Source organism: Lysobacter humi (ex Lee et al. 2017) (assembly GCF_054781815.1).
The window spans coordinates 63,880-90,624 of the sequence record NZ_BAAGTR010000009.1; the positions used below are offsets into that span (position 1 = coordinate 63,880).

Below are 26,745 nucleotides of genomic sequence, written 5' to 3' on the forward strand. Positions count from 1 at the left end.
CCCGTCGTCGCAGGAGTTACAGGGATGTACCTGATCATCGGTGCCGTCGTGGTCATCGGCAGCGTGCTCGGTGGCTTCATGATGGTCGGCGGCCAGATCATGGCGCTGTGGCACGTCAACGAGATCATCGTGATCTGCGGCGCCGCGCTCGGCTCGTGGATCATCGCCACGCCAATGAAGGTCATCAAGGCGTCTCTCGCCGGCATCAAGGGTGTCTTCGGCGGCCCGAAGTACAAGCGCGAGGACTACATCGACCTGCTCAAGCTCATCTACGAGCTGCTGGTGAAGATGCGCCGCGAAGGCATGATGGCCATCGAGGCACATATCGAGAATCCGAAGGACAGCGCCGTCTTCCAGAAGTATTCGAAGGTGCTGGGCGACCACCACATGGTCGACTTCATCACCGACTGCCTGCGTCTGATCGTGGGCGGGAACCTGGCGCCGCACGAGCTCGAATCCCTGCTCGAGTACGAGCTGGAGACGCACCACCACGAAGCGCTGGAACCGGCCCATTCGGTGCAGAAGGTCGGCGACGCGCTGCCGGGCTTCGGCATCGTCGCGGCGGTGCTGGGCATCATCAACACCATGTCCATCGTCGGTAGTGCGCCACCGGCCGAGATCGGCCAGAAGGTGGCCTCCGCGCTGGTGGGCACGTTCCTCGGCATCCTCGTGTCCTACGGCTTCGTCGGCCCGATCGCGAGCGCGATGGAGAACCGCGCGCACGAGGACGGGAAGGCCTTCGAGGTGGTGAAGATGGCGCTGATCGCCTCGTTGCGCGGCTATGCGCCGAGCGTGGCGATCGAGTTCGCGCGCAAGCTGCTGTTCTCCGACGTGCGCCCGACGTTCCAGGACCTCGAGGCCGACCTCAAGGCCGCGAAGGGCTGACGCGACGATGGCCGCCCAACAGCCGCAGGCGCCGATCATCATCGTGCGCAAGAAGAAGGGCGGTGGCGGCGGCCACCACGGCGGCTCGTGGAAGGTCGCCTACGCCGACTTCGTGACCGCGATGATGGCCTTCTTCATGGTGATGTGGCTGGTCACCAGCACGCCCGAGGAGAAGCTCGGCGGCATCGCCGACTACTTCAAGAACCCGAGCGCCGTGCAGGGCAAGACCAGTACCGCCGTGCCGGGGCGCATGGGCCCGGGCGGCGCGGGCGATTCGCCGGTCAAGATCTTCTCGCAGGTGCGCAATCCGCCGGGCGCGGGCGACGCGAAGATCCCCGGGATCGGCAGCGGCAAGACGGGGCAGGAGAAGCAGGACGCGAAGTCCGCCGCGCAGGAAAAGCAGGACAAGCAGAAGCTCGAGGAGCTGCGCGTCAAGCTCAACAAGGCGATCGCCGCCAGCCAGGCGATGGCGCCGTTCAAGGACCAGCTGCTGATCGACATCACGCCCGAGGGGCTGCGCATCCAGATCATCGACGCGCTCAACCGCCCGATGTTCGACCTCGGTTCGCCCGAGCTGAAGGGCTACACGCGGCAGATCCTGATCGAGCTCGCGGCCTACCTCGACCAGGTACCCAACCGCGTGGCCATCGCGGGCCATACCGACGTGACGCCCTACAGCGCCAGGATCGGCTACAGCAACTGGGAGCTGTCGGCCGAGCGCGCGAACGCCGCGCGCCGCGCCCTGATCGAAGGCGGCTACGGCGCGGGCAAGCTCGCGCGCATCGTCGGCCTTGCCGATTCGGTGCCCTTCAACAAGCAGGATCCGGCGGATCCGAAGAACCGCCGCATCAGCCTCGTCGTGCTGAGCCAGGAGGCCGAGCGCGCGGCTGCGCAGAGCGATGCGCCGCGCGTGGCGGGCGATGGCCGCGCGGCCGATCCGGCGCCGCTGCCGCGACCGGGCGGCCTGCCGGTGCGCAAGGCGGGCATCGCGGCGCGGCAGATCCACTGACGCACTACGGCGGGCAGCTGGACTCGCGGAACCGATAGCCCTGCGCGGGCAGCAGGTCGGCGAGCGCCGCGACCGGGATGCCGTAGCGCGGCATCGCCCCGGCCGGCGTGTCGACGTACGTGCCGGAGCCCAGCGCTTCGGCATAGCGCTCCGAATCGCGCGGCACCGCGATCGCGGCGTCGAGTTCCTTCGGATCGAGTTCGATGCGCCGCGTCATCGCCTCGCAGGGCAGCCAGCCGGGGAGGTCGCCCGTCGCGGGGATGACCCAGCTGCCGTCCGCGCGACGCTGCACGTAGGCCGCTGCATAGCGCGGCATCTGGTAGGCGCGGCCATCGCTGCGGATCCAGACGAACATCGGTCGCGGCTCGGTGGTGTAGCGCGCCATGCCGAAGTGCGCCGTGGTGGCGAGCTCCAGCCGCGGTGGCAGCGTGCCGGCGATCGTCTGCTCGACGCGCGTATCGAGCCAGAACGGCGGCGGGTCCATGCAGACCACGTCGGGCTCGGCGCACTGCGGAAACTGCGGGAACTCGCCGCCTTCGGCGAACGTGACCACGGCGAACGCGTCGCGCACGCCGTCCTCGCCAAGGTTCGGGAACTCCGCGGGCGGGGCGGCCGACGCATGCGCCGCGCCGAACAGCAGGGCGAGCGTCAGCGCGGGGCGCCTCACTTCTTCACCGCGCGCACCGGCAGTGGCACGTTGCACAGGTCGATGTGGCCGGCAGGCACCTTGTAGAAGTCGTCGCGGCGGTTGCGGCGCGCCTCGACCAGCTCGAAGAACAGCGGCGTGTCCGTGCGCAGCGCCTCCAGCTCGATGCGCTCGGCGGCGGGCACGTCGCTCATCAGCCGGACCGCGCGGATCGGCACGCGTTGCTCGGGCTTCTCGAAGAAGCCGAGCGGGCCGGTGCCGCGCGGCACGGTCGACAGCCATTCCATGCCCTGCACGACGCGGCCGACGGTGGTGATGTTGCGGTCGAGCTGGCGCGGGGACTGTCCGATCACCACGTACAGCTCCGCACCGTTGCTGGAATCGATGTCCGTGCCGCGCCCGGCGCCGACCATGCCGTAGCAGTGCGTCGGCCAGTAGGCGCCACGCTTCGGGTCGCGTGCGGCGTAGAAGCCGTCGAGGAAGCCGACCTCCGGCGCCCAGCCATCGACGTCGGGCAGGCGCGACCAGGCAGCATCGAGCGAGGGTGTCGCGCGCACTTCGACTTCGGCCGGCAGCTTCGCCTTCGCTGCACCGAGCGGGCGGCGCTTGCCTTCGGCTTCCTCCGGATCGCCCCACTGCACGACGAAGCCGTCCTGCGAGCGGTTGATGCTCAGCCCGTTCCAGAAGCGGCCCTTGGCGAGCGCGCGGATGTTGGCGACGTGCTCGGGCGCAAACTGCGGCGCGAGTTCGATGACGATGCGCCGGTCGCCGTCGAGTTCCATCAGCAACGTGTTCGCCGGATCGAGGCGACGCCAGTCCGTGGGTGCGGAGGCGTCGAGGATCTCCTGCATCGTGCGCGGCTTCGGCGGCGGCACCGGCAGCGGCGGGACCGCCTGCGCGGCGGCGCAGGCGAGGGCGAGGGACAGCGCGAGGACGGCACGCGACGACGTCATGGCAGGCTCCGGTCGGGACCCGCCGATTCTGTCCCAGCGGCCGCCGCGTGGATACGGCGGCCGCCGTCGACTCAATGGCTGCGGCCGGAGCCGGATTTCTTGCCGCCGCCGTCCTGCTTGTTGACCGTCGCCCAGGCGATGCGCTCGGCCTGCCCGGCCGACTTGCCGGCCTTCTTCTCACTCGCCTCGATGTGCTCGGCCTTGCGCTTCTGCTTGTCCGTGTAGGCCGACTTGTCGCCCTGACTCATGGCATCGCTCCGGAGACGGGAGGCTCCCGTCTACCGCGCATGCCGTGGACAGCGGGGCAAGGCGGCCGTGGCATGACTTCTGGCAGCTTCGGTATATCGAAGTGCGTACTAGGATGAAGTCGTCATCAGGCCGAGCCTCCGACATGTCCGATCCCGATCTCCACCTGCGCAAGTTCCAGAAGGAGCTGAGCGCAGGGACCGTCTCCCTCGCGCTGCTCGCCGTGCTCGGCGAGGCGCGCGAGCCCATGTACGGCTACCAGATCGCCAAGCGGCTGGAGGGCCTCGAAGGCGTGCTCGCCGGCAAGCAGAGCGCGCTCTACCCGGTGCTCCGGGGCCTGGAGAGCGGCGGCCTGCTCGGCAGCCATGTCGAGCCCTCGATCTCCGGCCCGCCCCGGCGCTACTACCGCATCACCGAGGCCGGCCGCGACGTGCTCCTGCGCTGGTCCGACGCCTGGCGCGCCACGCGCGACTCCGTCGACGCCGTCCTCGGCCCGCTCGCCGCCTCGCCCGACCTGCCTTCCAACGACTCCAACGACGCCACCGCCACCCGGGGGACCTCCGCATGAACGCCGCCAACTTCCACGCCGACACGCTGCGCGCCCCGACCACGATCGCGGAATACCTCGACCGCCTGCGCGCCGCGCTCGCCGGTGCGGACCCGGCGCTCGTGCAGGACGCGCTCTACGACGCCGAGGACTACCTGCGCTCGGAGCTCGCCGCCAATCCGGGCCGTTCGGAGTCCGAGGTGATCGCCGCCGTGGCGGGCAGCTACGGCGCGCCCGACGAGGTCGCCGACATCTACCGCGATACCGAGGTGCGGGTGCAGACCGCGCTGCAGGCGCCGAAGCCGCGCAAGCCGCGCACCACGCCGGGGCAGTTCTTCGGGGTCGCGCTGGATCCGCGCACCTATGCCTCGCTCTTCTACATGCTGCTCTCGCTGGCGACTGGCATCTTCTACTTCACGTGGGTCGTCACCGGCGTCTCGCTGTCGGTCGGCCTGTCCGTGCTGATCATCGGCATCCCGTTCCTGATCCTGTTCTTCGGATCGGTGCGCGTGCTCTCGCTGGTGGAGGGGCGTCTGATCGAGGTGATGCTCGGCGAGCGCATGCCGCGGCGGCCGCCCTATGCGCCGTCGAGCGCGCCGCTGCTCGAGCGCATCAAGGCGATGTTCGTCGACCCGCGCACCTGGGGCTCGATGATGTACATGCTGCTGATGCTGCCGCTGGGCATCTTCTACTTCACCGCGGCGGTCACGCTGCTGGCGACGTCGCTTTCACTGATCGTCGCGCCGGTGCTCGCGCTCTTCGAGGCCGCCGGCTGGTTCGATGCGTACGACATCGACGTGACCGCGACCTGGTGGCAGATGCCCTTCGTCTTCCTCGGCGGCGTGCTGCTGCTGTTCGGCACCCTGCACCTGGCGCGTGGCGTGGGCCGCCTGCACGGCCAGCTCGCGAAGCACCTGCTGGTGCGCACGGGGCCGCAGTACGTCGGCTGAGCTGCCGCACCCCCGCGAACGCGAAGGGCGCCGCACGGCGCCCTTCGTCGTTTCAGCCCTTCGCGTTCGCCGCGAAGAAGTCGCGTACCTTCGGATACACCTGCGTGCGCCAGCGGCGCCCGCTGAAGATGCCGTAATGCCCGGCGCCCTCCACGACGAGGTGCTGGCGGTCCTTCTCGGCAATGCCGGTGCAGAGCTTGTGCGCCGCGCGCGTCTGGCCACGGCCGGAGATGTCGTCGAGCTCACCCTCGATGGTGAGCAGCGCGGTGCCGGTGATCTTCGACGGATCCACCTTCTGCCCGCGCACCTCCCATTCGCCCTTCGGCAGCAGGTGCTGCTGGAAGACGATGCGCACGGTGTCGAGGTAGTACTCGGCGGGCATGTCGAGCACGGCGTTGTACTCGTCGTAGAAGCGGCGATGCGACTCCGCGTCTTCCATGTCGCCCTGCAGCAGGTGCTGGTAGAACTCCCAATGCGACTGGAAGTGCCGCTCGGGGTTCATCGCCACGAAGCCCATGTGCTGCAGGAAGCCCGGGTACACACGGCGCCCCGCACCCGGATACGGCGGCGGCACCGGATGGATCAGCTGGCTCTCGAACCACCACATCGGCTTCTGCGTGGCGAGGTCGTTGACCTGCGTCGGGTTCTCGCGCGTGTCGATCGGCCCGCCCATCATCACCAGCGAGCGGGGCGTGGCCTCGCCGCGCGCGGCCATCAGCGAGACGGCCGCGAGCACCGGCACCGTCGGCTGGCAGACGCTGATGACGTGCAGGTCCTTCGCGCCGATGTGGCGGATGAACTCCTCCACGTAGGCGATGTAGTCGTCGAGATGGAACGGGCCTTCGCTGGCCGGCACCATGCGTGCGTCGACCCAGTCGGTGATGTAGACCTTGTGGTCGCGCAGCAGCGTACGTACCGTGTCGCGCAGCAGCGTGGCGTGGTGCCCCGACAGCGGGGCGACGACCAGCACCGGCGGGTCGTCGCGGAAGTTCTCGATGTCGGCCGACTCGTCGGCATAGCGCTTGAAGCGCAGCAGCCGGCAGAACGGCTTGTGCAGCTCGACGCGCTCCACCACCGGAAAGCTCGTGCCCTCGATCTCGAGGCTGGTGATGCCGAAGGCGGGCTTCTCGTAATCCTTGCCGAGCCGGTAGAACAGCTCGTAGCCGGCCGACACGCGCGCGGCGCCCGGCACCGAGGACAGCCAGCTGCCCTGCGTGCCGAAGGCCTTGCTCATCGCATCGGCCCAATAGGTCATCGGCGCGAGCCACGCGCGGCCGAGTTCGTGCATCTGATAGAGCATTGAATCCCCCTGTTGCGTCGCAGCATACCCCGGCCGCTGGAGGCGGGACCGTGAACCCGTGCCGCCTTGTTCAGCCCGCCGTCTCGAGTGTCGAGGCCATGTCCACGAGCTCCGGGGCGAGCCACAGGTGCGAGCCGAGTCCACGGAAGCCCAGGCGTTCGAAGCGGTCGCGATAGAACCGCCCGGGCCGACGCCGGAAGCCGGCGGTGTCGCCGTCGATGGCGTCCTCGCGGGTGAACGTCTCGAGAAACGCGACGCCGCCGCACAGCGCGGCGAGCCCGGGAAGGCCACGGTCGAGCTCGCGGGTGTCGAGATAGTGCATGACATCGCTGCAGACGAGCAGGTCGACCGGCGGGCATGGCCGCAGCATCGCGAAATCGCCGAAGGCCGCCTGGTGCAGGCCGCGCCGGGCACCAAAGCGCTCGATGGCATATGCGCTGGCATCGAAGCCGACGTAGCTCGCGCGCGGCCGGAGCTTGTTCAGCACGGGCTGCCAGGCCCCCTCGCCGCAGCCGATGTCGAGCACGCTGCGGATCGGGCGCTCGAGCCAGTACTCGGCGGTCGCGACCGCGAGCGCGACCTTCCGCGCGAGCCGGGCGCGCCCGCCGATCGCCTCGTCGCGCAGCGCAGGATCGCGGTACCAGCGCTCGAAGTAGTCGCGGTCGTACTGCTTGCTCATGGGGCCGGGCGTCGCGGAGGGCGTGGCATGCTAGCGCGCCTCCCGCCCGTCGAGCCGCCTGCATGGCCTACCTGTGGACCAAGACCTTCCACCTCGTCTTTGTGATCGCATGGATGGCGAGCGTGTTCTACCTGCCGCGCATCCTGGTCAACATCGCCGAGGCCGGTGACGCGCCCGCCGTGCGCGAGCGCCTCGTGCTGATGGGCCGGCGCCTGTACCGCTTCGGCCACGTGGTCTTCGGCATCGCGCTCGTGCTGGGGCTGGTGCTGGCGTTCGGCTTCCGGATCACCGGTGGCTGGCTGCACGCGAAGATCGCGCTCGTGGTCGTGATGCTCGCGCTGTTCGTCGTCACCGGGCGCTGGCTCAAGCGCGCAGGCGCGGGGCAGCCGCTGCCCTCGGGCCGCGCGCTGCGCTGGTTCAACGAGATCCCGGTGCTCCTGCTCGTCGGCGTGGTGTACCTGGTGCTCGCCAAGCCGTTCTGATCAGTCGAGCGTCGCCGACGACGAGAAGGGCCGGTCGGCGTCGACGACGAACATCACCAGCGAGCCGAGATCCTCCACGCCGCTGCTGGAGACCTGCATCGCCATGTCGGCGCCGTGGCCCGGCTCGGCCTTGCCCGCGCGGACGCGCAGCGTGCCGTGCGCGGTGCGCACGCTGTGCTCGCCGTGGAGTACGTAGAAGGCTTCCGAGCCCGGATGGCTGTGCACCGGCGTGACGTCGCCGCGCGGGCCGCTCGCGTAATTGATGCGCAGCAGGTAGCGCGCGGCACGCGGACGTTCGACGGGCCCGACGACGATCGCATCGGAGGACGTCGGCCGCGGCGCACCGTCGCCCACGAGCGTGAAGCGCCAGGCGCGTCCGTCGGCCTCGACGGCGAGTGACCACGGGCCGGTGGCGGCGCCGGCCTCGCCGAGCGTCGCGAACGGTTCGACCTGCCAGTGCAGTGCACCCGCGGGGAGCGTGTCGACACGCTTCTCCGCGAGCGGCCTTACCCAGAGCTGGCCCGCCGGTGGCCGCGCGGCGCTCATCCCGGGCAGCATCGGGGCGGCCTGCGGCATGGCGGTATCGGTCTGCGCCGGCGAACGCAGGGCGGCCGGGGTGGCCGGCGTCCCGGATGACGGCGGCGTCTGCGCGGTCCCGCGCCCGGTCACCAAGGCGAGGGTGAGGCCCAGGCTGAGAGCGAGGGTGGCGGGGCGTTTGCAGTCCATGGCGGTGCTCCTCGTGGAGCGCCAGACTAGCGCGGCCCCGCGCGGCTCAGTGGCCTCCGGTCGGCGAGCGCGGGCGCTGCACGGGCACGCCGTTGCGGTCGCAGAGCTGCGCGCGGCACAGGCTCGCACGCAGGCGCGGCGTGGCCTGCAGCAGCACGTGGAAGATCGTGTTCTGCTCGACCGAGCCGCGCACCGCGACGCTGCCCGGGCCGCGCGCCCAGATGCCGACGTCGTCGCCGCCGTGCGACTCCGCGCCGAACGGCGCGATCGCCTCCTGCATGTAGTCGGGCGACTCGGTGTCGACCTTCGTCAGGTCCGGGCGGCCCGTCGCGGGCTTGGCCGTCTTCGGCTGGTGCGGATAGCGCTTCGGGCCCTCGGCCTGCTGGTCGCTCGCGCCCACGTAGCCGGGGCCGTTCGCGTAGTTGAGCGTGGTGTAGGGCAGGCCAAGCGCATCGGTGGCGAATTCGCCGCCCCCGCTGCCTTCGCCGCTGCTGCCGCGGACCTTGCCGAGGATCGGATTGCCGCGCACGGGGTAGCCCGCGAAGCTCAGCGTGTGTGCATGGTCGGCCGTCACGAGGATCAGCGTGTCGTCCGCCGAGGTCGCCTCGGCCGCTGCACGCACCGCATCGCTCAGCGCGATCGTGTCGGTGAGCGCGCGATAGGCATTGCCTTCGTGATGCGCATGGTCAATGCGCCCGCCTTCCACGAGCAGCACGTAGCCGTTCGGGTTGCGCGAGAGCCGGGCGATCGCGGCCCGCGTCATCGCCGCGAGGTCCGGCTCGCCGGCGGGGTCCTTCGCCCGATCGTGCTCGTAGCGCATGTGGCTGGGCTCGAACAGCGCGAGCAGCGGCGCGTCGAGCGGGGCCTGCTCGAGCTGCTTCGCGTTCCAGACGTACTGCCCGGACGGATGCTTCGCGCGCCATTCCTGTACGAGGTCACGCCCGTCGGTGCGCAGGCCGCGCTTGTCCGCGTACTCCGGGTCCTGCACGGCGGTGGGCTGGAAATTGCCGCGCCCGCCGCCCATCAGCACCTTGAGGCCGCCGACGTACGGCGATTCGACGAACTGCCGGGCGATGTCGGCGCACCCCGCGGCCTTCGCTTCGGCGGGCAGCTGCGCGTCGTTCTCCCAGTTGCGGTCCGCCGAGTGGGTGAACGCGGCGCCGGGCGTCGCATGGGTGACGCGCGTGGTGGTGACGATCCCGGCGTCCATCCCGGCCTGCGTGGCGAGCTCCCACAGCGTGGCGAGCGGGGCGTTGCGGGCCTGCGCGCAGTTGCCGCGCGCGGCCTGCGGACCGATCGACAGGACCGCCGCGCGCGTCTTCACGCCCGTGGCCATCGCGGTCATCGTGCCGGCCGAATCCGGCGTCTGCGAGTCGGTGTTGTAGGTCTTGCTGAGCGCCGTATGCGGGAAGGTCTCCCAGGCCAGGCGGTTCTCCTCGCCGGTCTGGCCGCGGCGCTGGCCTTCCAGGATGCGCGCCGCGGCGACCGTGGTCAGCGACATGCCGTCGCCCACGAACAGGATCACGTTCTTCGCGCGTCCGGTCATCGCGCCGCGCGCGGCGGCCTGCGCCGCGCCGTCGCGGAACCACCATTCGGCGGTCTCACCGCCCGGACGCTGGACGACCGGTACATCGACGGTCAGCCCCTCGGCCGTGGACGGGGCCGTGGTCGCGCAGGCGGCGCAGGCGAGGGTGGTGATCAGGCTCAGGCAGGCGGTGCGAACGGGGGACATAGCGCGTCTCGAGGGGCGAGCCGCCGATTATGCCGGCCCGCCGTGACCGCGGCGGAGACGGTTGCACCGGTGGCACGATGAGGCGACGGCGGCGGTGTCGCCGGTGCACACGGGCTCGGCTATGGTGGGCTCCGCATCGCCGGAGTCCCTCCATGCCCCTCGTCCACGCCTGGCTGCGCATTCCGTTCTGGCAGCGCGTACTCGCCGGCTTCGTGCTCGGCGCGCTCGCCGGCTGGGCACTCGGTCCCGCGGCGGCGACGTGGTTCGGCCCGCTCGGCGACCTCTACGTCCGCCTGATCAAGATGATCGCCGTGCCGCTGGTGTTCTTCGCGGTCGTCAACGCCGTGTCGGCGCTGCACGGCCAGAAGTCGATGGCTGCACTCGGCGGCCGCACGTTCCTGTGGTTCGCGCTGACGGCCGTCATGGCGGTCGGCATCGCCTTCGGCGTCGGCATGCTGATGCAGCCGGGCGTGGGCGTGACGTCGCTTGCGGTCGATCCGAGCTACGTGCCGCGCGACGTGCCGAGCGTGGCGAAGGTGCTGCTCGGCGTCGTGCCCGAGAACCCGTTCCACGCGATGACCGGCATCGGCACGGCGAAGAACGCGGCGGGCGAAACGGTGCTCGCCGCCGGCAAGGGCTCGATCCTGCCGGTGATCTTCTGGGCGGGCATCCTGGGCTTCGCGATGGTGAAGCTCGGCGACCGCGTGCCGCGTCTGCGCGAGCTGATGGGTGAGGGCCGCGACGTGATGGTGCAGGTCACGCGCTTCGTGCTCGAGGTGACGCCGATCGGCACGTTCGGCCTGATCGCCGCGCTGGTCGGCGAGTTCGGCTTCGAGAAGCTGCTGCCGCTCGGCAATTTCGTCCTCGCGCTGTACATCGCCTGCGCGCTGCACATCCTGGTCACCTACGGCGGGCTGCTCGCCGCGCATCGGCTCAACCCGCTGCGCTTCTTCAAGGGCGCGTTCCCGGCGATGCAGGTGGCGTTCGTCAGCTCGTCGAGCTTCGCCGCGATGCCGGCCTCGCTCAATTCCGCCACCCGCAACCTCGGTGTCGATCGCGACTACGCCGCCTTCGCCGTGCCGCTCGGTGCGTCGATCAAGATGGACGGCTGCGGCGCGATCTACCCCGCGCTGTGCGCGGTCTTCATCGCGCAATACACCGGCGTGCCGCTCACCGCCGACCAGTACTTCATCGTGCTCATCGCCTCGGTGCTGGGCAGCTTCGGCACCGCCGGCGTGCCGGGCACCGCGGTGGTCATGGCGACGGTGGTGCTGTCGGCCGCGAACCTGCCGCTCGAGGTGATCGGCTACCTGTATGCGATCGACCGCGTGCTCGACATGATGCGCACGATGACGAACGTCACCGGGCAGGTGCTGGTGCCGGTGATCGTGGCGCGCGAGACCGGCCTGCTCGATACGGCGGTGTACGACAGCGGCCCGACGGACGTCGACCCGCTTGCCGAGCCGCGGAGCGTCTGAGCGTGCGCGACCGCGAACTCACGCTGCGCTTCCTCGCCCAGCCGACCGACGTCAACTACGGCGGCAAGGTCCACGGCGGCGCGGTGATGAAGTGGATCGACCAGGCCGGCTATGCGGCAGCGGTCGCGTGGAGCGGGCACTACTGCGTGACGGTCGCGGTCGGCGGCATGCGCTTTCTCGCGCCGATCCGGATCTCGGACCTGGTGACCATCCGCGCGAAGCTGGTTCACACCGGCACGTCGAGCATGCGTTTCGCGATCGAGGTACGCGCGCGCGATCCGAAATCCGCCGGCGGCGCCGCGGACGACCGGCTCTGCACCCATTGCGTGATCGCCTTCGTCGCGCTCGACGCACCGGAGGGCCGGCCGGTGACGGTGTCGCCGTGGACGCCCCAGACGGAAGACGACCGACGGCTCGCCGACTACGCCGCGAAGGTCATGGCACCGGGGCAGGCGATCGACGACGTGCTGGCACCCGACGGCGCCCGTTGAAGAGCCGGTTGGCGGCGGCAACACGGCCGTCGCGCCTTCGCGGCCATTCGAGCGATGCCTTGGCGGCGCGCTTCGCCGTCCTACCGCTTCGAATGCGTTGTTGTCACAAACGACGAGGCCGCCCGGAGGCGGCCTCGATTGCAGTGCGCTGCGGCGAAGGGCTCAGATGCCCTGCACGCGGCGCCCCTGCAGGAACTTCGCGCCCCAGTAGCCGGTGTCCAGGCGCGAGACCGTGACGTCGCGGCCCGTGCGCGGCGCATGCACGAACTTGCCCTCGCCGAGGTAGATCCCGACGTGGTCGACGGTACCGCTCTTGCCGAAGAAGACGAGGTCGCCGGCGGTGAGCGCGCCGCGATCGGCGACCATCTCGCCGGTCTTGGCCATGTCGCGGGAGACGCGCGGCAGCTCGATGCCGAGCGCGTTGCGGAAGACATAGCCCACCAGGCCGGAGCAGTCGAAGCCGCCTTCCGGCGAGGTGCCGCCCCAACGATAGGGCGTGCCCAGCAGGCCGAGCGCGCGGGACAGCACGCTCTGCACGCGGCCGGTCGCCGGCTCGGCGGCCGGGCGGCTGCCCGGGAGCAGGAGGCGATTGACGTCGTTCGCGAGGATCAGCGCGCGGTCCGACAGGCTCATCGAATCCCGCACGACCGACGAGGACGCCTCCTCGGTGTCGGTCGACATGCCGGCCGGCGCACGCTGCGCCAGCGCCGGAGCGGCGACTAGGGCGAGGAGCGCGGCGAGCATCCAGCGGCTGCCGCGGCTGCGGAGCGCTGAAGTGAAGGGGCGGTGGGTATTGCTTCCGGTCATCACCGGGGCCTCACTAATTCATCACGGGGCCATCATGCCCGCCGAACGGAGGCGTTTGGTTCAAATCTCGTTAGCTCACCGTTAAGCCGATGAGGCCCAGGTCCCAAAAAGGGGTTTACAGAAGTGACAGCGGCCGTGGCATCCGGCCGCTTCGATGGCGGTGCCCATCTGGCGACGACCCGGCCGCGGCGCGTGGGGCAAGACATGCACCGCCTCTGGTGCGGCGCCACTCAGGGCCAATCAATTCAATGACTTGCAATCATGCATCGAGCGCTGGCCGCCCTCGTTGCCAAGCTGCCTGCGCTCTACTGCAACAGCCTTCGCGCCCCGAGCAGGCGCTCGCGCCAGTACGGGCCGTCGAGCCGGTCGAGGCGCACGCTCCCGCCCGTGGTCGGCGCATGCACGAAGCGCCCTTCGCCGATGTAGATGCCGACGTGGTCGACGCCGGCCGTGCCGAAGACCACGAGGTCGCCGGCGGCCATCCGCAGCAGGGGCACGTCCGCGCCGGCATTCGCCAGGTCGACGGAGCGCCGTGGCAGGGTGCGCGCGAGCATGTCGCGGAACACGTAGTGGATCAGCCCGCTGCAGTCGAAGCCGGTCTCGGGCGTGTCGCCGCCGTATTTATAAGGTGTGCCGACGAGCGAGAGCGCGCGCATCACGGTCGCCCGCGCGGCTTCGGGATCGGCAGGCTCGACGGCCGGCCATGTCGCCGGCAGCACAGGCCGCATCGACGGGCGCGTCGTGCGGGTCACGGGCTCGGCGCCGCATCCCGACAGCAGGAGCACGATCGCCGTCGCGGCGATCGCGGCTGGCATGCGGCAGGGCTTGCCGGGATAATGCCGGGTTTCCATCGTCCGGTAGCTTGACGAGTCCTTAACGGGGCAGCAAGCCCGTCCGTCCTGCCCGCAGGGCTCTCCGCGCCGACCCGTCGGCTCCTGGATCCGTACATGAACATCGATAAGAACAGCGTCGTCCGCTTCCATTACACCGTTGCCGAGCAGGGCCAGGAGGCGATGGAATCGTCCGAGGGGCGCGAGCCGCTCGCGATCCTCGTCGGCCACGGCAACATCATTCCGGGCCTCGAGGAGGCCATGATGGGCAAGGCCGCCGGCGACAAGTTCGAGGTGGACGTGCCGGCCGCGCAGGCCTATGGCGAGCGCCGCGACGGCCTCACCCAGCGCATCCCGAAGAAGCATTTCGAGGGCCAGCCGCTGCAGCCGGGCATGCAGGTCGTGCTCAACACCAACTTCGGTCCGCGCGCGGTCACCATCCAGAAGGTCGGCATGACCGTGGTCGACGTCGACCTCAACCATCCGATGGCCGGAAAGGACCTGCACTTCTCGATCGAGGTAGTCGAGGTGCGCGAGGCCAGCGCCGAGGAACTCGAGCACGGCCACGTGCACGGCGAGGGCGGTCACCACCACTGAGTCGCCGCGCCCGGTGATGCCGCGACGGCCCGCTTCGGCGGGCCGTCCGCGTTTCCGGCCGTCCGTCGGCCCGTGACATCCGGCGCATGGCGCCGCGCGCCGCGCGCGGCATCCTTGGGCTTTCTTCAGGAGGAAGAACGATGGCCACCGCGACCGTGCTGCGACCCGTCACCGGCGGCGAGCGCATCCAGGCGATGGACGTGCTGCGCGGCTTCGCGCTGCTGGGCATCCTGCTGATGAACATCGAGGCGATGGTCGGGCCGATGTTCGCCGGCATGTCAGGCACCGACCTGTCGCTCCGGGGCGCGGATCGCACGGTCGATGCACTGGTCTACGTCCTCGTGCAGGGCAAGTTCTACACCCTGTTCTCGCTGCTGTTCGGCATGGGCTTCGCCGTGATGATGCAGCGTGCGCAGGCGTCGGGACGGCCGTTCGCACGGCTCTACGTGCGCCGCAGCGTCGGCCTGCTCGCGATCGGCCTGGTGCACGGCATCCTGATCTGGTCGGGCGACATCCTCGTGAGCTACGCGCTCGTGTCACTGGTGCTGCTCCTGTTGTTCCGCAACACCCCGCAGTCGCGGCTGCCCAAGTGGGGTATCGCGCTCTACCTCGTGCCGGTCGTTCTCGTGCTGGTCTTGAGCGCGCTGATGCTGCTCGCGCAGTTCGATCCGAAGGCCGCGGCGGAGATGCAGAAGAACCTCGATGCACAGGAGGCCGCCCACCTGGCGACCATCGAGGCGCAGCGTGCCGCGCAGGCCGGCAGCGACTGGTTCGCCGCGGTAACGCGACGCGCGCAGGACGTCGCCCAGATGATGGGCTTCCTGGTGTTCTTCGGCTGGCACGTGCTCGGCATGTTCCTGCTCGGTGCCTGGTTCGTGCGCAGCGGCGCGATCGCGCGTCCCGCGGAATTCCCGCGCCTGTACGCCGGGCTGCGCTGGATCGCGATGCCGGCGGGCCTGGCGAGCATGCTGGCTTCGTACGCGATCAGCCCGTCGATGGCGCACGGGCCGACCGACATGCCCGGCGCGGTCGCCTTCGGCCTCAATGCGATCGCCGGCCTGCTCATGTGCCTGGGCTACATGGCGTGGATCGTGCGCGGCCTGCAGTCGGCGGCGTTCGCGCGCCCGCTCGGCTGGCTCGCGCCCGCGGGCCGGATGGCGCTCACCAACTACCTGGTGCAGTCGCTCGTCTGCACGTTCGTGTTCTCCGGCTACGGCCTCGGCTACTTCGAGCAGCTGCCGCGCGCGTGGCAGCCGGTCTTCGCGGGCAGCCTGTTCGCGCTGCAGGTGCTGCTGAGCCATGCCTGGCTCGCCCGGCACAGCCATGGACCGATGGAAAAGCTCTGGCGGGCGTGGACCTACGGTGGCCGGTCAGCGCGCGCGCCGATGCCCGCGACGGCCTGATCGCAACGGCTCGGTGCGTGCGCCGCGACGCGCCGAGCGAGCATCAGCCGACGTCCCGTCCCAGCGGCATGCTCCGCGCCGGCACGTTTTGGTGCCGCGCCCGTGCATCGGACGGCCGGCGCGTGCGGTGGACGAATTCCGGCATCGCGCACATGCGCCGCGTTCGTCCGCCATGCGCAGTCCGTTTTCCCCGACAATACGCGCATGCAGCGAGACGAATGCGACGTGCTGGTCGTCGGCGCCGGCGTGGTGGGGCTCGCCACCGCGCTCGCGCTGCTGGAGGCCGGCCGGACGGTCCGGGTCATCGACGCCGGCCGCGTCGGCGGCGGCAGCTCGCACGGCAACTGCGGCACGATCACACCGAGTCATGCGCCGCCCCTGGCCGCACCCGGGATGGCCCTGCGCGCGCTGCGCATGATGCTCGCGCCCGACGCGCCGCTCTACATCCGGCCCCGATTCGACCCCCTGCTGTGGCGCTGGCTGTGGGGCCTGCGCGCGCGCTGCAATCCGCGCGACTGGGAAGCCAGCGCACGCGCGAAGGCCGCGCTGCTGTCGGACTCGCGCGCGCGCCTCGCCGACTGGATTCGCGACCACAGCCTCGACTGCGAATTCGTCGAATGCGGCGAGGACTACGTCTTCCGCGATGCGCGCCGCTTCGCCCATGGGCGCGAGGAGGCGCCGCTGCTGACCGAGCTCGGCATCGGCGTCGAGTTCATCGACGGCGCCGACTACGAGCGCGAGGAGCCGGCGATGAAGCCGGGTGTCGCCGGCGCCATCCGCTTCCAGGGCGATGCAGCGCTGCGGCCCGATCGCTACGTGGCCGAGCTGGCGCGCGTGGTGCGGCTGCGCGGCGGCATCATCGACGAGCAGCGTGCGCTGGTCGGGCTGGCGGACGAGGCGCCGGGCTTCGTCGCGGCGACGGGCCGTGCGCCAATCCGGGCGCGCGACGTGATCATCGCCACCGGCGCCTGGTCGCCCCGGCTCGCCCACGCGCTTGGCCTCGATTGGCTGCGCGGCGTGATCCAGCCGGGCAAGGGCTACTCGATCACCTACGACCGCCCGACGCTCGCACCGCGGCGGCCCGTAGTGCTGCGCGAGGTCGCCGTCTGCGTGACCGCGTGGGGCAGCGGCTACAGGCTCGGCAGCACGATGGAGTTCTCGGGCTTCGACGAGCGGCTCAACGAGCGCCGGCTCGCCGCGCTCGAACGCGGCGCCGCACAGTACCTGCACGAGCCGGTCGGCCCGCGCGTGCGCGAGCGCTGGTACGGCTGGCGCCCGATGTCCGTCGACGACGTCCCGCTGGTCGGTCCCGCGCCCGGCCGCCCGGGCCTCTGGCTCGCGACGGGCCACGGGATGATGGGCGTCGGCATGAGTGCCGGCACCGGGCAACTGCTCGCCGACCTCGTCGCCGGGCGAGCGCCGGCGATCGATCCCGCGCCGTACGCGGCCGAGCGCTTCGTGCGACGCCACTAGGCGCGCCGCTCACGCATTCGCGGCCGCATGCGTGCGAGCCTGCGCTCCCAGGAGGGCCTGCATGGCGACGGATTTCGACCTCATCGTGATCGGCGGCGGCTCCGGCGGGCTCGCCGGCGCATTCCGTGCGGCGCAGCACGGCGCGCGCGTCGCACTGCTGGAGCCCGGCGCGCTCGGCGGCACCTGCGTCAATGTCGGCTGCGTGCCGAAGAAGGCGATGTGGCTCGCGGCGGAGGTCGCGGGCAAGCTGCGGATGGCCGGTGCGCTCGGCTTCGGCGACGCCAGTTGCGCGCTCGACTGGCCGGCCTTCATCGCGCACCGCGAGCGCTACATCCAGGGCATCCATGCGAGCTACCAGCGGCGGCTCGATGCGGCGGGCATCGCGCTGATCGCCGAGCAGGGCCGGCTCGACGGCACCGGCCGCGTGCGGACCACCGCCGGCGTCTCGCTCACCGCGACGCACGTGCTGATCGCGACCGGCGGGGTGCCCGTGCGGCCGCCGATCCCGGGCGCGGAACTCGGCGCGACCTCCGACGACTTCTTTGCCTGGCGTGCGCCGCCGGCGAGCGTGGCGATCATCGGCGGCGGCTACATCGCGGTGGAGCTCGCCGGCGTTCTGCAGGCGCTGGGCAGCCGCGTCACGCTGCGCGTTCGCGGGCCCCGGCTGCTCGACGGCTTCGATGCCGACATCACCGCGCAGCTCGCCGAGGACTACCGCCATCACGGCGTCGACCTGCGCTTTTCCACCGCGACGCAGGCGCTCGACGGCGCGCCCGGCGCGATCCGCTGCCGGGACGGCGATGGCACGTGGAGCGAGCCCGTCGAGCAGGTCGTGTTCGCGACCGGGCGCCGGCCGAACACCGCGGGCCTGAGCCTCGAGACCGCGGGGGTCGCGACCGACGCGCGCGGCTACGTCCCGGTCGACGCCTTCGGCGCCACCGCAGTGCCGGGCCTCTTTGCCGTCGGCGACGTGACGCCGCTGCCGGCGCTCACGCCGGTGGCGATCGCGATGGCGCGCCGGCTCATGGACCGCATTTTCGGTGGGCGCGACCGGCGTGCGCTCGATCTCGCGCAGCTGCCGACCGTCGTCTTCTCGCACCCGCCGATCGGGCATGCGGGCCTCACCGAAGCGGCCGCGCGCGAGCGATTCGGCGACGACGTCCATGTGCTGCGGGCGGGCTTCCGTCCCATGCTGCATGCGCTGGCGGACTCGCCGCAGCGCAGCCTGTTCAAGATCGTCTGCGTGGGCGCGGAGCGGCGCGTCGTCGGGTTGCATCTTCTCGGCGAGGCAGCCGACGAGATGCTGCAGGGCTTCGCCGTCGCGCTGCGCGCGGGCATCACGCTCGACGACCTGCACGATACGATCGCGATCCATCCCACCAGCGCCGAGGAAGTGGTGCTGATGCGCTGAGGCGCACCGCCCGCATCGAGCCATGAGCGACGACGCCCGCACCGAGACCTACACGCTGCACCGCGGCCGTGCGCCGCTGATCGTGAGCCTGCCGCACGACGGCAGCGAAATCCCCGGCGAGCTCGCCGCGCGCATGGCCGACTGCGCGCGCGGCGCGCCCGACACCGACTGGCACGTCTCGCGCCTCTACGCCTTCGCCCGCGACGAGCTCGGTGCGTCAATGCTGGTGCCGCGATTCTCGCGCTATGTCGTCGACCTCAACCGCCCGCCCGACGACGCCTCGCTGTATCCGGGCCAGAACACGACGGGCCTGTGCCCGGTGACATGCTTCAGCGGCGAGCCGATCTATCGCGAGGGCGAGGCGCCGGACGCCGCCGAGATCGCCGCGCGCCGCGAGCGCTACTGGCGCCCGTACCACGCCGCGCTCGAGGCCGAGATCGCGCGGCTCGTCGATGTGCACGGCCGCGCGGTGCTGTGGGAAGGCCATTCCATCCGGGGCGACGGACTGCCGTTCCTCTTCGAAGGCCGCCTGCCGGATCTCAACCTTGGCACCGCGGGCGGAGCGAGCTGCGCGCCGGCGACGCAGTCGCGCATGGAGACCGTGCTGGGCGGGCAGGACGCCTACGACTGGGTCGTCAACGGGCGCTTCAAGGGCGGCTACATCACCCGCCACTACGGCCGCCCCGAGCGCGGCGTCGAAGCGATCCAGCTGGAGACCAGCCAGCGCGCCTACATGGACGAGGCGACCACGCAGTTCGATCCCGCGCGCGCGGCCGCGTTGGAGCCGCTGCTCGAGCGCCTCATGCGTGCAGCGCTGGGCGAGGCCGCTCCGGGGCGCTGATCGTCGCGATCGGCCGCGCCATGCTGCGCCGCGGGTCGCGCCTGTCAGTCGGGCTCCCCTGAGGAGGCAATCGCGCCAACGAAAAGGGCCCGCGGAACGCGGGCCCTTCTTCGGGCAGAGGTGATACAGCGGCCGCCGCCTCAGACCTCGAGCGTCGCCAGGTCGCCCTTGCTCTCCAGCCAGGCCTTCCGGTCCGGTGCGCGCTTCTTGGCGAGCAGCATGTCCATCAGCGCGGCCGTCGCGTCCTGGTCGTCCACAGTGAGCTGCACCAGGCGACGCGTGTCCGGATGCATCGCCGACTCGCGCAGCTGCTCCGGATTCATCTCGCCCAGGCCCTTGAAGCGGGTGACCGAGATCGCGCCCATGGGCGTGCCCTTCTTCTTCGCGGCGCGGTCGCGTTCGATGCGGTCGAGCAGGATGCGTTTCTCCTCCTCGTCGAGCGCGTAGAACACCTGCTTGCCGATATCGATGCGGAACAGTGGCGGCATCGCGACGAAGACATGGCCGGACGCGACCAGCGCGGGGAAATGCTTGAGGAACAGCGCCGACAGCAACGTGGCGATGTGCAGGCCGTCGGAGTCCGCGTCGGCGAGGATGATCACCTTGCCGTAGCGCAGGCCGGAGATGTCGTCCTTGCCCGGGTCGCAGCCGATGGCGACGGCGAGGTCGTGCACTTCCTGCGAGGCGAGCACGCTCCCCGAAGCGACTTCCCATGTATTGAGGATCTTGCCCCGCAGCGGAAGGATCGCCTGGAAGTCCTTCTCGCGCGCCTGGCGCGCGCTGCCGCCCGCCGAGTCGCCCTCCACGAGGAACAGTTCGGTGCGTGATAGGTCCTGCGAGGCGCAGTCGGCGAGCTTGCCGGGCAGGGCGGGGCCCTGCACGACCTTCTTGCGCACCACGAGCTTCTCGGTCTTCAGGCGCGCGGCGGCACGCTCGATCGCCAGCTGCGCGATGCGCATGCCGAGCTCGACATGCTGGTTGAGCCAGAGCGAGAACGCATCGTGCGCGGCCGATTCCACGAAGCCCGCGGCCTGGCGCGACGACAGCCGCTCCTTGGTCTGGCCGGAGAACTGCGGGTCGGTCATCTTGATGGACAGCACAAAGGCGACGCGGTCCCAGACGTCCTCCGGCGCGAGCTTCACGCCGCGCGGCAGCAGGTTGCGGAAGTCGCAGAACTCGCGCAACGCATCCGTGAAGCCGGTGCGCAGGCCGTTGACGTGCGTGCCGTGCTGCGCGGTCGGGATCAGGTTGACGTAGCTCTCCTGCACGAGCTCGCCCTCGGGCACCCAGGCGGCGGCCCAGTCGACCACTTCGGTCTCCTTGGCCAGATGCCCCACGAACAGCTGCTGCGGCAGCAGCTCGCGCTCACCGAGCTCGCCGGCGAGATAGTCGCGCAGGCCGTTCTCGTAGTACCACTCGTCGCGCTCGCCAGTCGCCTCGTCGACCAGGCGCACGGTCAGGCCCGGGCACAGCACGGCCTTCGCGCGCAGCAGGTGGCGCAGCGCACGCGGGTTGAACTTGGGCGTGTCGAAATACTTCGCGTCCGGCCAGAAGTGCACGCGGGTGCCGGTGTTCTTCTTGCCCACCGTGCCGATCACCTCGAGCTTCGAGTCGCGGAAGCCGTCCTTGAACGTCATCCGGTATTCGTTGCCATCGCGCTTGATACGCACGTCAACCTTCGTCGACAGGGCATTGACCACGCTCACGCCCACGCCGTGCAGGCCGCCGGAGAACGTGTAGTTGTTGCCGCTGAACTTGCCGCCCGCATGCAGGCGGGTGAGGATCAGCTCGACGCCCGGGATCTTCTCCTCGGGGTGGATGTCGACCGGCATGCCGCGGCCGTCGTCCTGCACGGAGCAGGAGCCGTCGGCGTGCAGCGTGACCTCGATGCAGCGGGCATGGCCGCCGAGCGCCTCGTCGACGGAGTTGTCGATGACCTCCTGCGCCAGGTGGTTCGGGCGGGCGGTGTCCGTGTACATGCCCGGGCGGCGCTTGACCGGGTCCAGCCCGGACAGCACCTCGATGTCGGCGGCGTTGTATCGCTTGTTCATTAGCGGAAATGCTAACAGACGGCGTCGCACCGGCTGGGACGGTGACGAAGCCGGCCACGAAGCTGAACGCCCGCTGGCGTCAAAACGCCGTTATTCACGCATGGGCAACGGATTCGGCCCGTACGGTGCGCCCCGACCGCGGCCCGGACGGCCGCCGGCCCATCCCCCTCAGGAGTTGTCGATGAAGAATCAGATCCTCGCCGTGACCGCCCTCGCCGCCGCCCTCGTGAGCCCGCTCGCCTTCGCCCAGGTCGCAGCAGGCGCCAAGGCCGGTGTCGCGGTGCCGACGGCGCCGGCCGCCCAGGCCGCCACGACGGCGCGCGATGCCGCCCGCAGCGGCGCGCAGGCCGCGACGAAGGCCGCCGACCGCGCCACCACCGCCGTCTCCGGCAATGCCACGGCCGCCGCGAACTCGGCAGTGACCGCAACGACCCCGCCGGCCGCGGCCGGTGCGTCGACCACCACGGGTGCCACGCTCAGCGCCGATGCGCTCTCCGGTACCGCCGTCGACACGAACGCCGGCGCCGCGGTGCGCGTCGACGCCCGTGAAAACGCCCAGGGCGGCGCGAACGCAGCCGAAAAGGCGGTCGAGGCGGTCTCCGGTACGCCGACGGCCGCGGCGAACTCGGCGGTGACGGCGGGTGCCGACGGCGCCGCGCAGACCACCACGCAGCCGACCGAGACCAAGGCGAAGTCGAAGACGCGCGACGCCAAGCGCAAGTAACCCTGCCCCGCACGATGCGCCCCGGTCTTCGGATCGGGGCGTTTTTTGTGCGGCCCTGCACGCGAACATCGCGGCCGGGCGGCGCGACCTGTAAACTACGGGTTTCCTGCGCACCCGTGACCATGACTTCCCCAAGCCATGTAACGCCGCTCGTGTTCGTGACCGGCGGCGTGGTGTCCTCGCTCGGCAAGGGCATCGCGGCGGCCTCGCTCGCCGCCATCCTCGAATCGCGCGGCCTGCGCGTGACGATGATGAAGCTGGACCCGTACATCAACGTCGATCCGGGCACGATGAGCCCGTTCCAGCACGGCGAGGTCTACGTCACCGACGACGGCGCCGAGACCGACCTCGACCTCGGCCATTACGAGCGCTACGTACGCACGCGGCTGTCGCGGAAGAACTCGATCACCACCGGCCGCATCTACGAGGCCGTGATCCGCAAGGAGCGCCGCGGCGACTACCTCGGCGGCACCGTGCAGGTCATCCCGCACATCACCGACGAGATCAAGCGCGCGATCGTCGAGGCCACCAACGGCTTCGATATCGGCCTGGTCGAGATCGGCGGCACGGTGGGCGACATCGAATCGCTCCCGTTCCTGGAAGCCATCCGCCAGCTGCGCAGCGAGCGCGGCCCGGAGTCGACGCTGTTCATGCACCTCACGCTCGTGCCGTGGATCGCCGCGGCGGGCGAGCTCAAGACCAAGCCGACGCAGCACTCCGTCAAGGAGCTGCGCTCGATCGGCATCCAGCCCGACGTGCTCCTGTGCCGCAGCGAGCAGCCGCTGCCGGACTCCGATCGCCGCAAGATCGCGCTGTTCACCAACGTCTCCGAGCGGGCCGTGATCTCGGCCGTCGACCTCGACGACATCTACAAGCTGCCGCGCTTCTTCCACGAGCAGGGGCTCGACGAGATCGTGATCCGCCGCCTGGGCCTGCAGGCCGGCCCCGCGGACCTGTCCGAATGGGACGCCGTGCTCGACGCGAGCCAGCACCCGGTCGACGAGGTCACGATCGGCGTCGTCGGCAAGTACGTCGACCACCAGGACGCCTACAAGTCGGTCGCCGAGGCGCTCAAGCACGGCGGCATCCGCCAGCGCACGCGCGTCGCGCTGAAGTGGATCGAGTCGAGCGACGTCGAGAAGCAGGGCATCGCCGCGCTCGACGGCGTCGACGGCATCCTCGTGCCCGGCGGATTCGGCGACCGTGGCTTCGAGGGCAAGGTGCTCACCGCGCGGCATGCGCGTGAATCCCGCGTGCCTTATTTCGGCATCTGCTACGGCATGCAGGCGGCGGTCGTCGACTACGCGCGCCATGTCTGCGGGCTCGAGGGCGCCAACAGCACCGAGAACGACAAGCATTCGCCGCATCCGGTCATCGGACTCATCACCGAATGGCGCACCTCGAGCGGCGATGTCGAGCGCCGCAGCGAGGACAGCGACCTCGGTGGCACGATGCGCCTGGGACTTCAGGACCAGCGCGTGAAGCCCGGCACGCTCGCGCACGAGATGTACGGCAGCGCCGTCGTCGGCGAGCGCCATCGCCACCGCTACGAGTTCAACAACCGCTACCGCACGCAGCTCGAGGACGCGGGCCTGGTCATCTCGGCGAAGTCGATGGACGACCTGCTCGTCGAGATGGTCGAGCTGCCGCGGAGCGCACATCCCTGGTTCCTGGCCTGCCAGGCGCATCCGGAGTTCCTCTCGACCCCGCGCGACGGCCATCCGCTCTTCATCGGCTTCATCCGCGCCGCGCGCGAGCACAAGGCGCAGGCCGGTGGCCGACTGCTGAAGGAAGCGCGCGCCTGATGCCGGGTGCGCCGTCCCCATCACCCCACGCACAGCCGCGCATCGGCGCTGCGACGCACCGGAGTATCCAATGAACCTCTGCGGATTCGAGATCGGCCTCGACAAGCCGTTCTTCCTGATCGCCGGCCCCTGCGTCATCGAGTCGATGGAGCTGCAGATGGAGACGGCCGGAAAGCTCAAGGAGATCACCTCCGAGCTCGGCATCCCCTTCATCTTCAAGTCGAGCTTCGACAAGGCCAACCGCACCTCGCTCAACGGCTTCCGCGGCCCGGGCGTGGAGGGTGGGCTCAAGGTGCTCGCCGAGGTGAAGCGCCAGCTCGGCGTGCCGGTGCTGACGGACGTGCACGAGTACACCCCGATCGACGAGGTGGCGAGCGTCGTCGACGTGCTGCAGACGCCGGCGTTCCTCGTCCGCCAGACCGACTTCATCACCAAGGTCTGCAGCGCTGGCAAGCCGGTGAACATCAAGAAGGGTCAGTTCCTCGCACCGTGGGACATGAAGCCTGTGGTCGAGAAGGCGAAGTCGACCGGCAACACGCAGATCATGGTCTGCGAGCGCGGCGCGAGCTTCGGCTACAACAACCTGGTCAGCGACATGCGCTCGCTCGCCGTGATGCGCGAGACCGGCTGCCCGGTCGTGTTCGACGCCACGCATTCCGTGCAGCTGCCCGGCGGGCAGGGCAGCTCGAGCGGCGGCCAGCGCCAGCACGTGCCGGTGCTCGCACGCGCGGCGGTCGCGGTCGGCGTGGACGGCCTCTTCATGGAAACCCATCCCGAGCCGGAGAAGGCGCTCTCCGACGGCCCGAACGCCTGGCCGCTCCCGAAGATGCGCGCGCTGCTCGAGACGCTCAAGGCGCTCGACGAGGTGACCAAGCGCAACGGCTTCCTCGAGTCGGAATACGCCGCGTGATGTCGCGTGCGCTCCGCTGCATCGCCGCGGGCTGTCTGCTCGCGCTCTCGATGCCCGCACCCTGCGCGGAGGACAACGCCCTGCCGCCGGAGATTGCGGCGGAGATCGAGGCGCTGCGGCCGATGGTCGAGGAGGCCCAGCGCATCCAGGACTGCGCGAAACCCGAGATGGCGCGCCGCGGCCTGGACCTGGAGTCCGCACTTGCGCAGCTCGATGCGCTGCCGGAGGCACCGGCCCTGCGCGAGAACGTGCTACGGCTCTACGCGCAGGACCTCTCCCACGATGCGGCCGGCCGCGAAAAGGTCGCCGCGAGCGCCGGAGTCCGCGCGCCGCTGCTGGCCTATGCCCTGCGCGGCGCGGGCACGTTCGATTTCCCCGTGGTCGCCCGCGCGCTCGGCATCACCGCCGTCTACCTCGACCGCGCGCTGGGTGGCCCGTGCCGCCCCAGCCCCGACATCCTCACCTTTACCGGAGCCCCCGCCCGTGCAGATTGAACGCATCCACGCCCGCGAGATCCTCGACAGCCGCGGCAATCCCACGCTCGAAGCGGAAGTGACCCTCGCCGACGGCAGCTTCGGCCGTGCGATGGTGCCGTCCGGCGCGTCGACCGGCACGAAGGAAGCGGTGGAGCTTCGCGACGGCGACAAGACGCGCTACCTCGGCAAGGGCGTCTCGCAGGCGGTGAAGAACGTCAACACGACGATCGCGCAGGCGCTCGCCGGCTTCGATGCCGCCGACCAGGCCGGGCTCGACCGTCGCCTGATCGACCTCGACGGCACCGAGAACAAGGGCCGCCTCGGCGCGAACGCGCTGCTCGGCGTCTCGATGGCGAACGCGCACGCGGTGGCGATGTCCAAGCGCATGCCGCTGTGGCAGCACCTCGCGAACGGCCGCGAGGCCGTGCTGCCGGTGCCGATGATGAACATCATCAACGGCGGCGCGCATGCCGACAACAACGTCGACCTGCAGGAATTCATGGTGCTCCCCGTGGGCTTCGACCGCTTCAGCGAGGCGCTGCGCGCGGGCACCGAGATCTTCCACGCGCTCAAGAGCGTGCTGAAGGGCCGTGGCCTGTCGACCGCCGTGGGCGACGAGGGCGGCTTCGCGCCGGACCTGCGCTCCAACGAGGAAGCGCTCGAGACGATCCTCGAGGCGATCGGCAAGGCCGGCTACCGCGCGGGCGAGGACGTGCTGCTCGGGCTGGACGTCGCGTCGAGCGAGTTCTTCGAGAACGGCAAGTACAACCTGCAGGGCGAGGGCAAGCGTCTCACGCCGGAGCAGTTCGTCGACTTCCTCGCCGACTGGACGCAGCGCTATCCGATCGTGACGATCGAGGACGGCATGGCCGAGCACGACTGGGCCGGCTGGAAGCTGCTGACCGAGCGCATCGGCTCGAAGGTGCAGCTGGTCGGCGACGACCTTTTCGTGACGAACCCGAAGATCTTCCGCGAGGGCATCGATCAGCAGGTGGCGAACGCGATCCTGATCAAGGTCAACCAGATCGGCACGCTCACCGAGACGCTCGAAGCCATCGCGATGGCGGATGCGAACCGCTATGCCGCCATCGTCTCGCACCGCTCGGGCGAGACAGAGGACACGACGATCGCCGATATCGCTGTCGCCACCACGGCGACGCAGATCAAGACCGGCTCGCTGTGCCGCAGCGATCGCGTGGCCAAGTACAACCAGCTGCTGCGCATCGAGGAGCAGCTCGGCAATGCCGCGCGCTACGCCGGTCGCGACGCGTTCGTCTCGCTCGCGCGCTGACC

At 70.4% G+C, this 26,745-nt stretch carries 26 protein-coding genes and 1 pseudogene; 17 read left to right on the forward strand and 10 right to left on the reverse strand.

What is annotated here, in order from left to right:
• The first annotated feature begins 24 nt into the window (after positions 1–24).
• Together motA and motB are read left to right on the forward strand one after the other, a co-directional pair.
• Positions 25–885: a flagellar motor stator protein MotA gene (gene motA / locus ACYVJJ_RS07100; RefSeq protein ID WP_460832297.1), complete on the forward strand. Its 861-nt coding sequence runs from the start codon at positions 25–27 to the stop codon at positions 883–885.
• Between the two features lie 7 nt (positions 886–892).
• The gene (gene motB, locus ACYVJJ_RS07105; RefSeq protein WP_460832298.1) at positions 893–1,894 is read left to right on the forward strand and encodes a flagellar motor protein MotB; all 1,002 of its coding nucleotides are present in this window, start codon (positions 893–895) and stop codon (positions 1,892–1,894) included.
• A gap of 4 nt (positions 1,895–1,898) precedes the next feature.
• Here the strand turns inward: motB and ACYVJJ_RS07110 are convergent, their stop codons facing one another.
• From ACYVJJ_RS07110 to ACYVJJ_RS07120, 3 genes are all read right to left on the reverse strand, one after another.
• Positions 1,899–2,561, reverse strand: a complete 663-nt coding sequence (locus ACYVJJ_RS07110; RefSeq protein ID WP_460832300.1) for a hypothetical protein — start codon at positions 2,559–2,561, stop codon at positions 1,899–1,901.
• Positions 2,558–3,493, reverse strand: coding sequence for a peptidylprolyl isomerase (locus ACYVJJ_RS07115; protein ID WP_460832302.1), 936 nt, complete (start codon positions 3,491–3,493; stop codon positions 2,558–2,560). The genes ACYVJJ_RS07110 and ACYVJJ_RS07115 overlap by 4 nt, the downstream gene beginning before the upstream one ends.
• A 71-nt stretch (positions 3,494–3,564) precedes the next feature.
• Positions 3,565–3,741, reverse strand: a complete 177-nt coding sequence (locus tag ACYVJJ_RS07120) for a hypothetical protein (RefSeq protein ID WP_460833376.1) — start codon at positions 3,739–3,741, stop codon at positions 3,565–3,567.
• A gap of 143 nt (positions 3,742–3,884) precedes the next feature.
• Here ACYVJJ_RS07120 and ACYVJJ_RS07125 point away from each other — a divergent pair.
• Positions 3,885–4,229 (forward strand): annotated as a pseudogene (locus ACYVJJ_RS07125) (PadR family transcriptional regulator); the annotation flags it as partial.
• A gap of 74 nt (positions 4,230–4,303) precedes the next feature.
• A complete protein-coding gene (locus ACYVJJ_RS07130) occupies positions 4,304–5,236 on the forward strand; it encodes a sensor domain-containing protein (protein WP_460832304.1) in 933 nt (310 codons plus the stop codon).
• Between the two features lie 52 nt (positions 5,237–5,288).
• Here ACYVJJ_RS07130 and ACYVJJ_RS07135 read toward each other — a convergent pair whose 3' ends face one another.
• On the reverse strand, positions 5,289–6,536 hold the full coding sequence (locus ACYVJJ_RS07135; RefSeq protein ID WP_460832306.1) for a polyhydroxyalkanoate depolymerase: 1,248 nt from the start codon (positions 6,534–6,536) through the stop codon (positions 5,289–5,291).
• 70 nt (positions 6,537–6,606) lie between these two features.
• Positions 6,607–7,215, reverse strand: coding sequence for a class I SAM-dependent DNA methyltransferase (locus ACYVJJ_RS07140; RefSeq protein ID WP_460832308.1), 609 nt, complete (start codon positions 7,213–7,215; stop codon positions 6,607–6,609).
• A gap of 62 nt (positions 7,216–7,277) precedes the next feature.
• Here ACYVJJ_RS07140 and ACYVJJ_RS07145 point away from each other — a divergent pair, with 62 nt between their 5' ends.
• Positions 7,278–7,697 (forward strand): CopD family protein, encoded by a 420-nt coding sequence (locus ACYVJJ_RS07145; RefSeq protein WP_460832309.1) that lies wholly within the window; start codon positions 7,278–7,280, stop codon positions 7,695–7,697.
• On the opposite strand, the gene ACYVJJ_RS07150 is transcribed toward ACYVJJ_RS07145, so the two are convergent.
• Together ACYVJJ_RS07150 and ACYVJJ_RS07155 are read right to left on the reverse strand one after the other, a co-directional pair.
• Complete coding sequence (locus ACYVJJ_RS07150; protein WP_460832311.1) at positions 7,698–8,423, reverse strand: hypothetical protein; 726 nt, start codon at positions 8,421–8,423, stop codon at positions 7,698–7,700. It abuts the gene before it with no gap.
• 46 nt (positions 8,424–8,469) lie between these two features.
• A complete protein-coding gene (locus ACYVJJ_RS07155) occupies positions 8,470–10,155 on the reverse strand; it encodes an alkaline phosphatase (RefSeq protein ID WP_460832313.1) in 1,686 nt (561 codons plus the stop codon).
• A gap of 152 nt (positions 10,156–10,307) precedes the next feature.
• On the opposite strand from ACYVJJ_RS07155, the gene ACYVJJ_RS07160 reads away from it, so the two are divergent.
• Both ACYVJJ_RS07160 and ACYVJJ_RS07165 read left to right on the forward strand, forming a co-directional pair.
• Positions 10,308–11,633 carry a dicarboxylate/amino acid:cation symporter gene (locus ACYVJJ_RS07160; RefSeq protein WP_460832314.1) on the forward strand — a complete coding sequence of 442 codons (1,326 nt, stop codon included), beginning with the start codon at positions 10,308–10,310 and terminating at the stop codon, positions 11,631–11,633.
• Positions 11,630–12,124: an acyl-CoA thioesterase gene (locus tag ACYVJJ_RS07165; RefSeq protein ID WP_460833332.1), complete on the forward strand. Its 495-nt coding sequence runs from the start codon at positions 11,630–11,632 to the stop codon at positions 12,122–12,124. Before ACYVJJ_RS07160 ends, ACYVJJ_RS07165 begins: the two co-directional genes overlap by 4 nt.
• A gap of 162 nt (positions 12,125–12,286) precedes the next feature.
• Here the strand turns inward: ACYVJJ_RS07165 and ACYVJJ_RS07170 are convergent, their stop codons facing one another.
• A complete protein-coding gene (locus ACYVJJ_RS07170; protein WP_460832316.1) occupies positions 12,287–12,931 on the reverse strand; it encodes a C40 family peptidase in 645 nt (214 codons plus the stop codon).
• 305 nt (positions 12,932–13,236) lie between these two features.
• Positions 13,237–13,746, reverse strand: a complete 510-nt coding sequence (locus ACYVJJ_RS07175; protein ID WP_460832317.1) for a C40 family peptidase — start codon at positions 13,744–13,746, stop codon at positions 13,237–13,239.
• Positions 13,747–13,878: 132 nt separating this feature from the next.
• Between ACYVJJ_RS07175 and ACYVJJ_RS07180 the strand changes: the two genes are divergently transcribed.
• The 5 genes from ACYVJJ_RS07180 to hutG all read left to right on the forward strand — a co-directional run bounded on the left by ACYVJJ_RS07180 (position 13,879) and on the right by hutG (position 19,486).
• Entirely contained in the window at positions 13,879–14,358 is a 480-nt protein-coding gene (locus tag ACYVJJ_RS07180) for an FKBP-type peptidyl-prolyl cis-trans isomerase (RefSeq protein WP_460832318.1), read from the forward strand.
• A gap of 140 nt (positions 14,359–14,498) precedes the next feature.
• Positions 14,499–15,761 carry a DUF418 domain-containing protein gene (locus ACYVJJ_RS07185; protein ID WP_460832319.1) on the forward strand — a complete coding sequence of 421 codons (1,263 nt, stop codon included), beginning with the start codon at positions 14,499–14,501 and terminating at the stop codon, positions 15,759–15,761.
• Positions 15,762–15,965: 204 nt separating this feature from the next.
• On the forward strand, positions 15,966–17,234 hold the full coding sequence (locus ACYVJJ_RS07190; RefSeq protein ID WP_460832320.1) for an NAD(P)/FAD-dependent oxidoreductase: 1,269 nt from the start codon (positions 15,966–15,968) through the stop codon (positions 17,232–17,234).
• A 61-nt stretch (positions 17,235–17,295) separates the two neighbouring features.
• Entirely contained in the window at positions 17,296–18,645 is a 1,350-nt protein-coding gene (gene gorA, locus ACYVJJ_RS07195) for a glutathione-disulfide reductase (protein ID WP_460832322.1), read from the forward strand.
• 22 nt (positions 18,646–18,667) lie between these two features.
• Complete coding sequence (hutG, locus tag ACYVJJ_RS07200) at positions 18,668–19,486, forward strand: N-formylglutamate deformylase (protein ID WP_460832323.1); 819 nt, start codon at positions 18,668–18,670, stop codon at positions 19,484–19,486.
• Positions 19,487–19,626: 140 nt separating this feature from the next.
• Here the strand turns inward: hutG and parE are convergent, their stop codons facing one another.
• Entirely contained in the window at positions 19,627–21,537 is a 1,911-nt protein-coding gene (gene parE, locus ACYVJJ_RS07205) for a DNA topoisomerase IV subunit B (protein WP_460832325.1), read from the reverse strand.
• A gap of 181 nt (positions 21,538–21,718) precedes the next feature.
• On the opposite strand from parE, the gene ACYVJJ_RS07210 reads away from it, so the two are divergent.
• The 5 genes from ACYVJJ_RS07210 to eno all read left to right on the forward strand — a co-directional run bounded on the left by ACYVJJ_RS07210 (position 21,719) and on the right by eno (position 26,743).
• On the forward strand, positions 21,719–22,261 hold the full coding sequence (locus tag ACYVJJ_RS07210) for a hypothetical protein (protein WP_460832327.1): 543 nt from the start codon (positions 21,719–21,721) through the stop codon (positions 22,259–22,261).
• A gap of 122 nt (positions 22,262–22,383) precedes the next feature.
• Complete coding sequence (locus ACYVJJ_RS07215; RefSeq protein WP_460832328.1) at positions 22,384–24,066, forward strand: CTP synthase; 1,683 nt, start codon at positions 22,384–22,386, stop codon at positions 24,064–24,066.
• Positions 24,067–24,136: 70 nt separating this feature from the next.
• A complete protein-coding gene (gene kdsA / locus ACYVJJ_RS07220) occupies positions 24,137–24,976 on the forward strand; it encodes a 3-deoxy-8-phosphooctulonate synthase (RefSeq protein ID WP_460832330.1) in 840 nt (279 codons plus the stop codon).
• On the forward strand, positions 24,976–25,470 hold the full coding sequence (locus ACYVJJ_RS07225; protein WP_460832332.1) for a hypothetical protein: 495 nt from the start codon (positions 24,976–24,978) through the stop codon (positions 25,468–25,470). Before kdsA ends, ACYVJJ_RS07225 begins: the two co-directional genes overlap by 1 nt.
• Positions 25,460–26,743, forward strand: a complete 1,284-nt coding sequence (eno, locus tag ACYVJJ_RS07230; RefSeq protein WP_460832334.1) for a phosphopyruvate hydratase — start codon at positions 25,460–25,462, stop codon at positions 26,741–26,743. Before ACYVJJ_RS07225 ends, eno begins: the two co-directional genes overlap by 11 nt.
• The last annotated feature ends 2 nt before the right edge of the window (positions 26,744–26,745 follow it).

What these genes read in the sequence shown, in the direction of transcription:
- ACYVJJ_RS07175 (WP_460832317.1), bottom strand. Translation starts at nt 13,746, where the DNA reads ATGCCAGCCGCGATCGCCGCGACGGCGATCGTGCTCCTGCTGTCGGGA.
- motB (WP_460832298.1), top strand. Translation starts at nt 893, where the DNA reads ATGGCCGCCCAACAGCCGCAGGCGCCGATCATCATCGTGCGCAAGAAG.
- ACYVJJ_RS07225 (WP_460832332.1), top strand. Translation starts at nt 24,976, where the DNA reads ATGTCGCGTGCGCTCCGCTGCATCGCCGCGGGCTGTCTGCTCGCGCTC.
- gorA (WP_460832322.1), top strand. Translation starts at nt 17,296, where the DNA reads ATGGCGACGGATTTCGACCTCATCGTGATCGGCGGCGGCTCCGGCGGG.
- motA (WP_460832297.1), top strand. Translation starts at nt 25, where the DNA reads ATGTACCTGATCATCGGTGCCGTCGTGGTCATCGGCAGCGTGCTCGGT.
- ACYVJJ_RS07145 (WP_460832309.1), top strand. Translation starts at nt 7,278, where the DNA reads ATGGCCTACCTGTGGACCAAGACCTTCCACCTCGTCTTTGTGATCGCA.
- ACYVJJ_RS07140 (WP_460832308.1), bottom strand. Translation starts at nt 7,215, where the DNA reads ATGAGCAAGCAGTACGACCGCGACTACTTCGAGCGCTGGTACCGCGAT.
- hutG (WP_460832323.1), top strand. Translation starts at nt 18,668, where the DNA reads ATGAGCGACGACGCCCGCACCGAGACCTACACGCTGCACCGCGGCCGT.
- ACYVJJ_RS07190 (WP_460832320.1), top strand. Translation starts at nt 15,966, where the DNA reads ATGCAGCGAGACGAATGCGACGTGCTGGTCGTCGGCGCCGGCGTGGTG.
- ACYVJJ_RS07120 (WP_460833376.1), bottom strand. Translation starts at nt 3,741, where the DNA reads ATGAGTCAGGGCGACAAGTCGGCCTACACGGACAAGCAGAAGCGCAAG.
- ACYVJJ_RS07155 (WP_460832313.1), bottom strand. Translation starts at nt 10,155, where the DNA reads ATGTCCCCCGTTCGCACCGCCTGCCTGAGCCTGATCACCACCCTCGCC.
- ACYVJJ_RS07150 (WP_460832311.1), bottom strand. Translation starts at nt 8,423, where the DNA reads ATGGACTGCAAACGCCCCGCCACCCTCGCTCTCAGCCTGGGCCTCACC.
- ACYVJJ_RS07135 (WP_460832306.1), bottom strand. Translation starts at nt 6,536, where the DNA reads ATGCTCTATCAGATGCACGAACTCGGCCGCGCGTGGCTCGCGCCGATG.
- ACYVJJ_RS07180 (WP_460832318.1), top strand. Translation starts at nt 13,879, where the DNA reads ATGAACATCGATAAGAACAGCGTCGTCCGCTTCCATTACACCGTTGCC.
- ACYVJJ_RS07130 (WP_460832304.1), top strand. Translation starts at nt 4,304, where the DNA reads ATGAACGCCGCCAACTTCCACGCCGACACGCTGCGCGCCCCGACCACG.
- ACYVJJ_RS07170 (WP_460832316.1), bottom strand. Translation starts at nt 12,931, where the DNA reads ATGACCGGAAGCAATACCCACCGCCCCTTCACTTCAGCGCTCCGCAGC.
- ACYVJJ_RS07160 (WP_460832314.1), top strand. Translation starts at nt 10,308, where the DNA reads ATGCCCCTCGTCCACGCCTGGCTGCGCATTCCGTTCTGGCAGCGCGTA.
- kdsA (WP_460832330.1), top strand. Translation starts at nt 24,137, where the DNA reads ATGAACCTCTGCGGATTCGAGATCGGCCTCGACAAGCCGTTCTTCCTG.
- ACYVJJ_RS07210 (WP_460832327.1), top strand. Translation starts at nt 21,719, where the DNA reads ATGAAGAATCAGATCCTCGCCGTGACCGCCCTCGCCGCCGCCCTCGTG.
- ACYVJJ_RS07215 (WP_460832328.1), top strand. Translation starts at nt 22,384, where the DNA reads ATGACTTCCCCAAGCCATGTAACGCCGCTCGTGTTCGTGACCGGCGGC.
- parE (WP_460832325.1), bottom strand. Translation starts at nt 21,537, where the DNA reads ATGAACAAGCGATACAACGCCGCCGACATCGAGGTGCTGTCCGGGCTG.
- ACYVJJ_RS07185 (WP_460832319.1), top strand. Translation starts at nt 14,499, where the DNA reads ATGGCCACCGCGACCGTGCTGCGACCCGTCACCGGCGGCGAGCGCATC.
- ACYVJJ_RS07115 (WP_460832302.1), bottom strand. Translation starts at nt 3,493, where the DNA reads ATGACGTCGTCGCGTGCCGTCCTCGCGCTGTCCCTCGCCCTCGCCTGC.